This window comes from Paenibacillus sp. 32352 (assembly GCF_002042965.1).
GTDB classification, from domain to species: domain Bacteria; phylum Bacillota; class Bacilli; order Paenibacillales; family NBRC-103111; genus Paenibacillus_S; species Paenibacillus_S vulneris.
This window is the reverse complement of record NZ_MZNT01000016.1, coordinates 162,494-175,409: the sequence shown is the minus strand read 5'-3', so window position 1 is coordinate 175,409 and position 12,916 is coordinate 162,494. Positions and strand designations below refer to the sequence as shown.

General features: G+C 39.1%; 7 protein-coding genes. All 7 read right to left on the bottom strand.

The window, feature by feature from the left end:
• Nucleotides 1–7: 7 nt before the first annotated feature.
• The 7 genes from B1728_RS30210 to pglX all read right to left on the bottom strand — a co-directional run bounded on the left by B1728_RS30210 (nucleotide 8) and on the right by pglX (nucleotide 12,915).
• Nucleotides 8–856, bottom strand: a complete 849-nt coding sequence (locus B1728_RS30210; RefSeq protein ID WP_079914145.1) for a hypothetical protein — start codon at nucleotides 854–856, stop codon at nucleotides 8–10.
• A 99-nt stretch (nucleotides 857–955) separates the two neighbouring features.
• Nucleotides 956–2,092, bottom strand: a complete 1,137-nt coding sequence (locus B1728_RS30205) for an XRE family transcriptional regulator (RefSeq protein WP_079914144.1) — start codon at nucleotides 2,090–2,092, stop codon at nucleotides 956–958.
• Between the two features lie 28 nt (nucleotides 2,093–2,120).
• On the bottom strand, nucleotides 2,121–2,804 hold the full coding sequence (locus B1728_RS30200) for a hypothetical protein (protein WP_079914143.1): 684 nt from the start codon (nucleotides 2,802–2,804) through the stop codon (nucleotides 2,121–2,123).
• Between the two features lie 297 nt (nucleotides 2,805–3,101).
• Nucleotides 3,102–4,112 carry an HNH endonuclease gene (locus B1728_RS37075; RefSeq protein ID WP_079914142.1) on the bottom strand — a complete coding sequence of 337 codons (1,011 nt, stop codon included), beginning with the start codon at nucleotides 4,110–4,112 and terminating at the stop codon, nucleotides 3,102–3,104.
• A gap of 598 nt (nucleotides 4,113–4,710) precedes the next feature.
• On the bottom strand, nucleotides 4,711–6,765 hold the full coding sequence (gene brxL / locus B1728_RS30185) for a protease Lon-related BREX system protein BrxL (RefSeq protein WP_079914140.1): 2,055 nt from the start codon (nucleotides 6,763–6,765) through the stop codon (nucleotides 4,711–4,713).
• 18 nt (nucleotides 6,766–6,783) lie between these two features.
• Nucleotides 6,784–9,342, bottom strand: a complete 2,559-nt coding sequence (gene pglZ / locus B1728_RS30180; protein WP_079914139.1) for a BREX-1 system phosphatase PglZ type A — start codon at nucleotides 9,340–9,342, stop codon at nucleotides 6,784–6,786.
• 81 nt (nucleotides 9,343–9,423) lie between these two features.
• The gene (pglX, locus tag B1728_RS30175) at nucleotides 9,424–12,915 is read right to left on the bottom strand and encodes a BREX-1 system adenine-specific DNA-methyltransferase PglX (RefSeq protein ID WP_079914138.1); all 3,492 of its coding nucleotides are present in this window, start codon (nucleotides 12,913–12,915) and stop codon (nucleotides 9,424–9,426) included.
• Nucleotide 12,916 lies beyond the last annotated feature (1 nt).

Genomic DNA, 12,916 nt, shown 5'->3' with positions numbered 1-12,916 from the left:
CAAGTGCTTAATTGGCAAGCAGAACAGAGTGATTGGAAATTTTGCTTACATATTCTTGCCAATAGTTCTCCTCGTCCCTTTCTATATGATGAAGCCAAAAATACATCATAATGGCTTCGAGGTGTTGCTTCTTCCCCTTAATAAATGGTTTATCAGATATTCTTCTGTAGAGTGAATTCAGATTAAACATGTTGCTTCTCTGCTTGTAGTCATAATCGTATTTCCAATACGGAACATCGCTCTTTTTTCTATGGCTTACTGGCCAACTATCTTTATCGTCATAAAAGCGATGAACCCAATCGCTACAAAATGCCAATATATCAACCTTATACTTCTGCCGCGTTTTTTCAACCCATTGATCCACTTCATCGGAAATCAGTAATTTATTGATATTATTAGGCTGGCTTTGAATCTGATGATAATCCTTTATGAATGAAAATAGCATTTCTGTTTGATCTTTCAGAAAAGGATTCTTTTTCACTAATTGAGCATAGCATTCATATGACGAGCTTCTGAATTCACTTTCTGTACAATAAAGGTAAAACAGCTCGTCCTTTTTTAGAAAGTTGATAATCGCTCGATCCAATTTTTTATTGTACTCGTCATAAATATGTACCAGCCAATCCTGGATCTCCTCATCATAGCACGAAATACTATTCCTACACTTTTCGAGCCGTTCATTATTCAAAACAGTCTGCTCATCCAACTTGGTTGTATCCAGATATTGATTGAAATACTCGAATACATAGTTAACACAGGTCTTCATATTTTCCATGCGGTTTGCAAGACTGAATTCGTTCAATTGATCTTCTTTCTTCCTTCGGGCAATATATTCTTCGATTGAGAGCAATTTCATCCCACCTGCTTCACCAAAATATTCGACTATACTCCTTGGAAACGATAATATGTAAGAAGCTCCGTTCAGGTTTGAACTGGAGCTTCATATCGGTATAAATCATCTCTTTATCAACCTTATAGTAGGCTCAGGTTCTTTATAGTTTAGAGTGCCTTGGTCAAGATTGCAGAGCATTTCGATATATTCTTGTGGTACGGATATCTCTTGAATTAACTGCAATTCATTTTTGATTTTGTTCTCCAATAGCATTAAGATGCTTTTCCTTAAAACTACAGGTTCCTGTAGAGGAAAGACATCATCGAGTGGCTCTTTTGTCCTCATCTTTTTCATTGACATTTGTTTAACAAGGGATGTGTATTTACTCTCATCAATTAGTTTCAAATCTAAACACCTGTACAACATAGCGGCAATTGAAACATTCCAATATCTCTTCAGTTCCACAAAATGTAGCAATGATGTTGAGGTTACTGTCTTTGCAAATGCCTCTGCTGGCAACAACAAAGCTGATGCAAACCGATTTGCTTGATTCTCCATTTCTTTAAATTCAATTCGGCTAAGTACGTCTTGATTATCGATTTCCTTGTGCATCAATATGTGTCCTAATTCATGAGCACCATCGAATTGCCGTCTGAATGCCGATTGGTTATCATTACCAAGAAAAATATATGGTCTGCCTTTTCGGTGCTGACAAAAAGCATCGACCTTTTCACTGTCAGTATCTACTGAAAATACAATGACCCCATTTCTCTCTAATAAGTGGACAATATTTGTGATTGGTTTATCACCCAGCTCCCAATGATTCCGAACTTGTTCGGCTAATAGCTCAACTGAATTATTGTCCCACTCGGAATTATGGCAAAGGGAGCTATCGGGTAAGTTTAGCTCAGGGAATTCGATGTACTCTGATAAATACTCGTAGACATACCCCGCTAATAATGTCTTTTGAAATTGAACTTCTTTGCTCTTCTTTGTCGCTGTAGCATTGGCACGAAAAAATGTGTTTCCAACATATTGTTCATTGAACTCTCGATAAAAAAAGCTTTTTGGGAATTTGAGCGTATTGATTAACGCCAACACCGTCTCTTGCTTTGGAGAATGCTCTCCCAGTTCAAATTGGGATATCGCTTGTTTCGATACCCCAATTTTTTCTGCAAGATCACTAATTGTCATGCCCCGTACTAAACGTGCCTCCCTTAGCCTTTTCGGGTTAAACTGTGGCTCTTGTTTTACATTCATGATAAATTGCTCCTAATCTGAAGTCTTTCTAAGTTGAAGGGGAATTCTTCAATTTAACTACAATATCGTTGTCTTCTTTTGGAGTTTTAAGCCGAGGTTCGATATCGGAAGCTCGGTAGTTGTTCAGTGGAATTACGTCTCTTGTATTGAGGATGATGGAATCCGCAATATCTTCCTTGTAGATCCAATCCTCCTGATCAGGTCTTAAAGCTCCCTCATAAATGATATCACTATCCCGATCATAACTTACTATGATTCCAAAGGGGTGATTTTCTGAACCAAGAAACAGTGACGGTTGATAAATCGTATCCCCCAGTAATTCTTCTCGTGGTGCTCCCATATCCAGAAGGCGATCAAAATTCGATGAAGCAAAGTCTCCTCTGTACCCGCTCGAATTGTAAATGTATTTGTTCTTAGGTAGTTTTGAAACTAAGATAAATATATTTCTTATCATATCGTGAATAACGATGTAGGGATGAAACCCAGCTTTTTTCTTAAAAACTTTCATCTGTGTATGAGGGGCACTCAGGATCATTTTTTCAACATACGTATTTACAGCATCGTACTGTAAACGAGGGTCATACGTGTTTGTAGTGAACGATGGAAGCAATGCCTTTATTGACTGATACTCCTTTTTGCCCTCTTGTATCCCTCTTACAATCAGACTCCTTTGCTCGTCCAACAGCATGCACTTCTCAAGATACATTTTCATGAATACCCCTCCCGTTCCCAATCAGATACTACCATTATTTACTCAATGCACTAATTTGTCAAGTAAACTTGATTTATCAATGTGAAATTCAAGTTTCAGGATGTTTTTATATCTTTTGTCCACAAACACTCCTTTGCACATATATTTGTAAAGTAGAACACTGAATGATTTGGAAATGAAAAGCCGAGCGATATTGAGGCTCTTGCCTAATAATCGCTCGGCACATGGACGGACATATGAATCTTTCTGCATTGATTCAGATATATGATCAAAACTCAATGCCAGCGGCGGAATTACTCAACCAAAATGTAGCTCTCTATGACAATTTGGACATACAGCAATTGCATTATCTACCGTATCTTCTCCACCATCAGCCAATCTTTTTTTGTGATGTACTTCAAGATAAGGCGTACCGTCAGATGCTCTATTAAACGGAGCTGGATTTCCACATTTTTCACATTTCCCATTTGCTCTAACCAGAACCTCAGCTATTACATCAGGATTACGCTTAAACATCCGTGCTCTTATTTCATAGACTTCAGGGATAACAGAGGTACGTTGATCTAAGCGAGCTATTCTATCCTTATTCCCATCAGCCAAGGATTGCTTCACTTGCATGTTAAGCTCGTTGTAATAACTATCGAAGCCGTTTAAGTCTTCGAGCTTTCTTGTCAAAACATCAAAATGTTTCTTTTCAAGCTCCAGTAATGTCCCTCTGTGGTTATTAAGAATATCACAGTCCACTAATTCATTTATTGTTTTCATTGAATCCAGTTCCAAAAACAGATCGTAGTCACTGATCTTTCGGAACTCAATTAAGATTTCCCCATTTTCTTCATACTTATCGACAACTTGACAAATTGTTGTAATCGCCTTGGTTGTTCCTGTCTCATATGCAAGGGCTTTATCACCAATTTGGATATATTTAAAACACAACTCGTTTTTCCGCCTGTTACCATTGGAATTCAAGTTGGAATAGGTTTGGCTTCTACCTACCTTTAAATCAGAAAACGACCACTCATAACTTACTGAATCAACATTAAGCCAGAAATACTTTGTTTCTCGCCTATACTCAGGAAGGATTCGATACTTTCCTTTACCTACACGTTCAAAATATACTTTGTATGTTGGGCTATGGTTATTTTCGGTAGCATTTGATAGAATGACACTCATATGATTTTCACTTGCGTGGATCCCGCTTCTTTCACAATAAGCTTTCACCTTTTGGAAAGTAATAGGCTCGATGATTTCCCCACTCAAGACAGCCTTTACTATTTCATAACCTAACCCTTCCCCATGTTTTACCACTTCTATCAAACCTAGTTCAAATCAGAGAAGAACAAATAATAAATAGCGTCTTCTAATAAATACTGATAATAAGTCCGAAAACCTACCCTCTCGCACCCTGACAACTATGAAAATTTTCGTTAACTGAACGATTCATGTGCCGCGGCGGAGCTGTCATCATATATTCAGTGGGGCGGATACTAATATCTCTGCTTTTCAAAAGAAAGCCCTGCCTTTCGCTCCAATAGAGCAAAATCAGCAGGGTTTTTAGCGATTGTGATGTTTAGATAGTCCGAAAACCTACCTTCTCATGACCTGACAACTTGAATATTAGTCTATTTCTCGAATGGAAAACTGGTCTCTTGAAGATAGTTCATTAAGCTTCCTTATTATTTCCGATTTACTGTACCTGACCGTTTCTCCGACTTCATCATTCACTCCGTTGAGCATGAAGATGGTCTGCAAACAATATGCCGTATCCTCTTTGTCTAACCAAAGATTATAGCATTCTTCTTGACCATCATGATCTAAGCAAGTAATGGTGTACCCAGTACCATAATCAAGCTCGGAAACGATTTTCTGTATCCTATCCATTGGATCATTCCCATCAAAGTTTAGGTTAGCTTACTCCTAATGCTTTAAACACTGCGTCGGTTGGATCTGAGTAGAATACAGGCTGTACCTTAATCAGTAAATCAGCAGGAACCGTCTGAAAATCCACTACAGAAGAGGCAGGTATCAGTACCTTCTTCGCTCCTGCATCTACACATACCTGTAGTGTATTGGCAAACTCTTCAACCTTCGCAATCGTCCCACCAACTGTCATGTTCCCAAGTACAACCATGCTCTCCTGTACGGGTCTTTCTAATGCCCCAGAACATAAACCAACCAGCTCGGCAATTGCCAACTCGTCCGTCAATCCAATGCCCTGCAAGTCGCTTATATGCATCAAATAGTCCTTTGTCTTTGTGCTAATCGAGCCGCTGATACTTTTACTGTTTGAAGTAAAGTAACGGAAGGCGGTATCTAAGCTCTCTTTCGCCCCTCGATGGGATCCGACACCTGACTTCTCGAATTTCCCTGTTCCTGAAACGACCTGGTTCTCCAGTTTGTAAACCCCGATCATCCCTGAGTCCCCATGCCCTACTGTGTAGACATGACCTGGTTTGCCCATTCCTTCTGGGATCAGCTTGCCTCCACCTTGCTCTGGAACGGAAACATACTCTTCATTCATCGTTTCCTTATCAATGTAGGAGAAGTGAACATCGTAAAATTCCATGCCACCAATTTTCTTGAGTTGTTCCTTTACTCGCCGCCGACCTTCCAGGGCATACTTCAGGATCTCCTCCACATTCTCTCTCGTATATTCTCCATTAGGATACAAGAGCTTGATCAACCCAGACACTGTTTTTCGAACAGCAATTACATCACGTTGGTTTAAATTATTTCCAAGTTTAAAATAGCGGTCAATCGCATCAGCAAAGGAACGCTTACGCATTTCCCTGAAGAATTCCGCCATGTAATCGACGATGAATCCGTACTTGTCGGTAAAGAAATCTGGACGCATCTTCGGAACTTCCCAGCCTGGCAGATAGTAGTGCATCCGATCAAAAAAGGCGGAGTCATTTGCCATTGCTTCGGGGAATGGTGCGAATAAATGGGATGTCTTGATCAACGAATCAAGGCTTTGGTTGATGTTGCCTACGAATACCATCGAAGCAGAGGCCGCTTTCTCTTCTCTCCCCCGTGCAAAAGATCCCGAAGCCATGTAATCCTTCATGATCTGTACGCCATCTTTATCCTTGAAGGTTATGCCCGCCACCTCATCAAAGGCAACCGTGTCCCATAAGCCTACGAGTCCAACTTTTTTCGTAGACATATTATAGAAAAGATTCGCTACTGTCGATTGACCACCCGAAACAAGAATTGAGTTAGGCGAGATCTCCTTGTATACGTGGGATTTCCCCGTTCCGCGAGGACCTAATTCGCACATGTTGTAATTGTTCTCAACGAGAGGTACAAGTCGAAGTAGAAGATGCCACTTTACTCTGTCCTCAAGTTGTGTTGGTTCCATACCTGTGGAACGGATAAGTACATCGATCCATTCTACTTTTGTAAAGCTCTTCCTACCCTCAAATACCTCATTCAGATCCATGTTGGGCATTTGAATGGGTTTAAGGCTACTGATACTGAAAGGATTGCTGTTCTTCACTTCCTCATCGAAGAAATAGTCCATCTTCAGCATGCACCAGATCCCGCCTGCCAATAGCTTGTCGTACTCCTTGACATAGTTCGGGGAAATCGGGACACCTTTAAGTCCAAGGTTCGAGAACTCCGCTACATAGGAATCAATCTTCTCATTAAGTGTAACCGTGATCTTATCGATAACCGAATACTGACCCAATTCCCGAATTCTCGATTTAACCTTTTCTGCTTCGTCTGGTCTTACAAAGTTGTCTGAGAGTATCTTCTTTACACGCTCGATCCCTTCTCGGATGTTATCCTCATCATCAGTGGCCGCATACATCCCAAGAAGATATTCAAGAACATAAACAGGGACGTTAGCTCCTTCTTTCATCAGCTTCGTCAGGTCTTTCCTTACAACTCTACCCGAAAACACTTCGTTCAGTTTGCGATCAAGATCATAGGCTTGTTCCCCAGTTATTGTCTCCATCCGTATTCCTCCCCTCTTCTAAAAATCAAAATCACTAACGATGCCCAAATTAATGGTAAATGGTGTTCTTTCCACGATCACATTCGTTTCTTCATCTTTCGTTATCAAGTAATACTTACCATTCTTATCGTAAGGTATCGATTTTAATGCAAAACGTAGTTTAAACGTTCGTTCTTCAGGTTTGTCAGAAGTACGGTCACATATGATCGTTTCTTCATTACTGATTACACCGTCGTTCTCATCTACCATATAGATCTTCACTATTCGAGGAATTCGCTTGTCCTCCACTTTCTCCGTTTGGAAGAAGGTAAGATTGAACAAGCTGTTTGTAATTTTTCTTGTCGTGTTTGTGAGCTTTACGTCCACTTTTTCGATGTCCCGACTGTTTTTCTGACCGCTTCTTATGTTTTTGAATTGAATCAGAGGAACGACAATTTCCTGAAGGCTTGCCCCCCCGTGAACATAATTGACTCCTGACCCCTGCATTTTAAAGCGGATCGTTGCTTTCGGAACGTATGCCGTAATTCGATGTTCATTCTTTATCAATGAATCCAAGCTGATATCGAGCAAACCACTTTTCTCACCCGAATCCTGGGAAAGCAAGTATCTTCTCTTGAACTCGAATGCGTTTATGCCTTCATTCTCCATTTTATCGCTTTCTTCTAACGCTTCCCGCTGGTACACAAACCCATGATCGGCTGTGACGAAAATATTCGTACCGCTTAGGTCGTCTCGAATGATCTTGATGATGTTATAGATCTCCTCAATCGCCTTTTCTGCCGCTGTGAACGTATAGATCTCGGTAGATGCTTTATCCCCCATGGCATCAATACTGTCATGGTAGATATAAACCAACTTTTTGCCCTTGAAATGCTCTCTTCTTCCAGCCTTGTTCATGGCGAACAACTCTTGAAAATGCATTGACGTGCTGTCTGAAACAGCCGCATGCAATATTTCAATCCGATTCTCCATGCCACTTGAGGACTTGCCATCTACCAGCACTCTCCCGTTTAAATCCATTTCCAGATTTTTATGCGGGAGCAGAGATGCCATCCCCAGCTTCGTCACGGATGGAATAACCCCTAACAACGGCTGGATCTCACAAGCTCCTTTTGTTTCCGAATTAAGCTTGTCCGAAAGTTCCGCCGCTATTTCATAACGAAGGGCATCAGAAATAATGACGAATACCCGATCACCTTGGTGTAACTTAGGGGAAACGAAACTTCTGTAAAAGTCCTTTTGATTTTGAATCCCTGGGATCACCCAGCTTGATTTCATTTCATCCTGCACCGCGGCGGACCAATGCGAGTTTAATTCACCTATAAACCAGTTGGTGTACAGGTTTTCAACCATGCCTTTAAGCTTTTTGAGGATCTCGCTATTTGATTCATTGTCATATGCAACGTAGAACTTTCTGTAGTACGTATCCAGTTGATGATAATCGTTAACGTAGGCTCGGAACATATCTAATGCCTGGGCTTTCGGGATACCCAAACTGTACTTTTTGTGGAACTCAAACATTTTTACGGTATAGTACAATGCCTCGTAAATAGATTGGTACTTTTCATAAAAATGCTTCGCCCTTCTTAAATTGATTAGCTTGCTGTATTCCTCATAATCCTCAAGCCTTGCATCGAGACTGTTTGCAATATATATGATGATTGCCTTATCGAAATAAGGGAACGTATCTGCTGTCTTGAATTCCTCAACAGGAAGCTGATTCACGATATCGGCAAGTCTAATTTCTTTTTCCGCCATTTCAGCAAGCTGATCGTACACGAGGTAGTCCATCTTATGATGCATCCAGTGATCAATGAAAACGAATGCATTTGATTTATTTCGGGTGGCGATATAGTTCTTAATTTGTGATAGATGTCGCTCTTCAACTGCATGGCTTAATGCGGAGATAGTCAAGTGAAGGAATAAACCCTTGAGCGTTGGACTGCTATTCTCAAACCCATATCGTTCGGATACATATTTCCAGAATACTTGGATGTCGAAAAACTTACTGATCAGATCCAGGTGTTTATTCTCACTGTTATCCAGGCTATCTATTAGGATAACTTTTACAACATCTTCGAAATCAGGCGATTTCAGATTGCACAGGACACTCATAATCACCAGCTCAATCGTTTCCTCTGAGAATGATGTGATATCAAATGCCTTGAACTTTCGAAGGCGATCCTTATTGCCGAAAAATTTCTCGTATTTCTTTACAACACTTCTCAAGGTTGCATCAATCTTCAATTCATTCATAATGAGAGAACTTTTATCCGCATAAAAGCTTTTCGAGTATAAAAAAGCATCCAAAAGCCAGTTGTCCTCAGTTCCCATATCCTGGGCAGTATAGATCAGATAATGTGAAGCAGGATCCTCTTCTTCGAGAAGGTACTTAGTATAGAAGCTGTTACCATTTGTCAATTTGTGTACCTTGACGTTCTCAATCATGATTTCGTCTATGTAATCAACGAACTCTTGATCCTTATCGAACCAGAAAACAATCTTTCGTTGTTCCCCGTCACCAAGCGGTTCGTGAAAGGTTGTCTTCAATGTATTAATAATCTCATCAATATTCATAACTTCTCAGCACCCTTTATTATCAGGCTAATGGATAGGGATATACCAAAAATACTGGTATATCCCCATTGTAACCGAAAACTAATCCAGTTTTGCAAGCAAGCCTTTAAATTTAGCATAGTTCACTGCCACACCATCATCGAGATCAATTTCGATCTGCATGTCCGCCATGTGGTGAAGAAGTTCATCATATGCCTTCAGTTCTTCAATCTTCAAATCCAATGCCTTCAATTCTTTCTTGGCATTGCTAATTTCCTTAGCAGTTCCGTCTCCTTCAGTAATACTAAGGAGAGACTTCTTCTCCGCATCCAGTCGATTCTGAAGTTCATGCAAGTAGTCGGTCCTTATTCTCGACAAAGTGGACTTGTCGTAACGATGCATGTAGATCAAGCAGTTAAATGCCTTCTGTTTACCAGAAGTGAAAAGCCAATAGATAGGTCTCTTCTTGTAAGTTTGTAGATGATCTTTAAAAAAGTCGCTAACGAAGTACCTGCGAATCGTTTCTTTAACTGTTTCGCCATCTTTCATCCCAAGAGAATTAGCAATATAGCTAAGATTTTCAACCAAATTTGTTTCACCAAAAGTCACCTTAATGAACTCGATGAACTTTGACACTATATCATCATCGAAATATGATCCCGAAAGGATAGGTATGATGTTGTCTTTATCAACAGGATATTTCTGAAACCTTTCTGGATCAAAGTCCCCACCTGCAAAGACAAGCCCTTCTTCATCTAACGAGTATCTTCCAAACATGCACCCCACTGCGTACGAAATAAATGATATTACATCTCGTAACTGATCTGCTTTTTTAATTGTAAGTTCTCCGTCAGAAACCTGATGATCTAATTCATTCTGTAATTCATATAATTCTATAAAAATACGGTTAATTTCTTCTTCATTTTGTTTCATTTGTGTAAACATGAGCTTTTTGTGCTCATTCCAATTTTCAAAAGCGTTGCTTATTAATTTATTGTTAGCCTGATGTCTAAGAAAGGGATGAGAAGTAAACTCCCAAGATTCTTCGAAATCATCCCAATCTGATTTACTGATGGAAACGTTCTTTTCCACAATTTCTCCTATTTTATCTTCCATTCCAGTGTTATACGGAAGTAGCTCAATATATCCAGGAGGATAATTGATTGTAGGATTAATAAATTGCAGAAAATAATTCGTAAGCTTACTATTCAAGTAACCTAAAAGTGTGTATTCTATTTGGTTACTACCTATTGATGGAGCCGCACTGTCAAAAACGAAAATTGGCTCGTAATATCTTGCACTGAAGTTTGAGCTTGTAACTTTACTCCATGACAATAAATGCTTGAAATAGGATTCTTTCCCGTCATGACGGAAACCTGGTAATTTACTCATTTCATCAAGAGAATTTTTATTATAATTGATTATATAGCTTCTATTACCATACCATTTCCGAAATTCTCCACCTTTAGATAATGGAAAATAATCAAATCCTTCTCTCGCAACTTCTTTAGTGCAAACTTTGTTAAACAGCACTTCATGCCAGTAGAAAATATAGTTTTCGTTGTTACCTGTCGATATTCCCGCGTTTGCTTTGTAATCCTTCTTCAATAAAGCTTCAAATGACTTAATTGTTTGAGGAGTAGCCCAATATGCAATTGTATTACCAGGAATTTTAGAAAAGTCTTCTTGCCGAGCTTTGAAATACCCCTTATTTTCAAAGAACCACTCTTCTTTTCTCTCAACACTATCGACTGCCCCATGTTTTTGAAAAAGTCTCCGATAGACACCAATGTACTGTTTTATTTTTGTGTTAGATATTACAAATGAAGTTGTTCCAAAATCCGAACCGAATACACCTCGACCGAAATGAAGCATATTAACAATTGATCTGCTCTGAATTATATTCTTCCTCAATTTCTCGTAACTTGATAAAAACATCCATACTGGAATATTTATCATTGAGATCATTCCTGTAGAATGACATAAATCAAAGGCTTTCTCCATAAAAACTGTGCTCATATCCGACTTTGTATCTGGGAAGTTCTGTCTGAGGTAAGAAGAAAGTTCAGTAGTCATACCACCGCTCCCCATATATGGAGGATTGGTACAAACAATATCATACTTTCGACTCATAATTCTTGTTTGCATTACTAATACGGGTAGTTTTTCTAATGCCTCAGTTGTTGCTATCCGCTCCAGAAGGTCACCACTAAACTCTATATCGCTTGAAAAATACTGTAGTTGTTCATCTATAAAATTCAAATCTATACTCTTAACATCTAAAATCGAGCCATAATATTTTGCATTTTTAAATATATCCCTGATATATTTTAAAGTTTCCCTCTGGATATCCTGAACATATTGTGACTCCTTTTTATTAACTAACACTTCTATAATCTCATCTGTTATCCAGTTACTTTCTTGTATCGCACATATGTTAAGCTTGATATTTTGTCCAAAAACTCTGCGGGATTTTTCCCTGGCTTTCATCATTACTGCAAAAGAAGCTAATTGAGCCGCTCGATCATCAATATCCAGACCAAAAAGATTCTTTTCCAGAATCAGCTTCGGAATTTCGTGATTAATATATCCCTTCTCAAGATACATTTCATAAAAGACATCAAATGCATAGACAAGGATATGACCACTTCCACAACATGGATCAAGGAAGGTAATATCCTCTGGATTTAATTCTTTATTTCTGATTTCTTCAAGCTTCTTTTTTACTTCTTCCTCCTGATTTTCTTCTTCCATATAATACTTCCACTGAGCCTTTAATACACTACTTGGGTGACTATCTAACCACAATCTCCCTAAAGAATTTTCCACCATGTATCTAACGATCCAGTGTGGGGTAAAGAGCTGAGTTGCCGCAGGAATGTTTTCTTTACTGATTTTAATGCTCTTCTTGAGATCCGCAAAAACCTGATCCTTTTTTTCAGATATGTAATATTGATACAACCAACCGATGATTTCTACCTCTCCCCAATCGGATTCTGGAATTACATCTGTATTGACCATTTCTTTAAGAAATGAGTCTTTCGCCAGTAATCCTTCAGGAAACAGAATTTCTTTATAGTCCTCGATCGTTTCAAACATAAACGGCAAGTATTTATTCAGGTTGTTGCATTGCTTAATGATCAAATACTTGAACAGTTCTTCTGTTTTATTGTTCATTTTTAGTTCGTAAACCAGCTCTTTATCAATATCTAAATCAACCGACAATGCCTCTTTCATAATATCAGGTTCAGGATTCTCAGGATTACTGGAAGATAGGACCCGTACCTTTGTCGGAAGATAGTTATTTACCTCCATAAATCGCAGTGCTATGAAGCGGTTGAACCAGGTGTACGCAACCTCCTCCACGACACGTTTAAAGCCGATCTCATTGATACGTTTAATAAGCTTATCCCGCTGTTTCTTCTCAAGAATGGATAGTTGTTTACCGTCAATATAGATGGCATCAGAGGTTTCAATTTGAGCTTTTTTTATGCTTTCTTCGGTAATCCCAATCTTAAAAGCCTTGGCTTCGACCTTTTTCATTAGCTCATTTCGTGCAGTTGTAGCAAAGCTCTTCAATGCCGACTTATTCATA

Excerpts from the sequence above, each read along its gene's own strand:
- B1728_RS30210 (WP_079914145.1), bottom strand. The coding sequence starts at position 856 with ATGAAATTGCTCTCAATCGAAGAATATATTGCCCGAAGGAAGAAAGAA.
- B1728_RS30205 (WP_079914144.1), bottom strand. The coding sequence starts at position 2,092 with ATGAATGTAAAACAAGAGCCACAGTTTAACCCGAAAAGGCTAAGGGAG.
- B1728_RS30200 (WP_079914143.1), bottom strand. The coding sequence starts at position 2,804 with ATGAAAATGTATCTTGAGAAGTGCATGCTGTTGGACGAGCAAAGGAGT.
- brxL (WP_079914140.1), bottom strand. The coding sequence starts at position 6,765 with ATGGAGACAATAACTGGGGAACAAGCCTATGATCTTGATCGCAAACTG.
- pglZ (WP_079914139.1), bottom strand. The coding sequence starts at position 9,342 with ATGAATATTGATGAGATTATTAATACATTGAAGACAACCTTTCACGAA.
- pglX (WP_079914138.1), bottom strand. The coding sequence starts at position 12,915 with ATGAATAAGTCGGCATTGAAGAGCTTTGCTACAACTGCACGAAATGAG.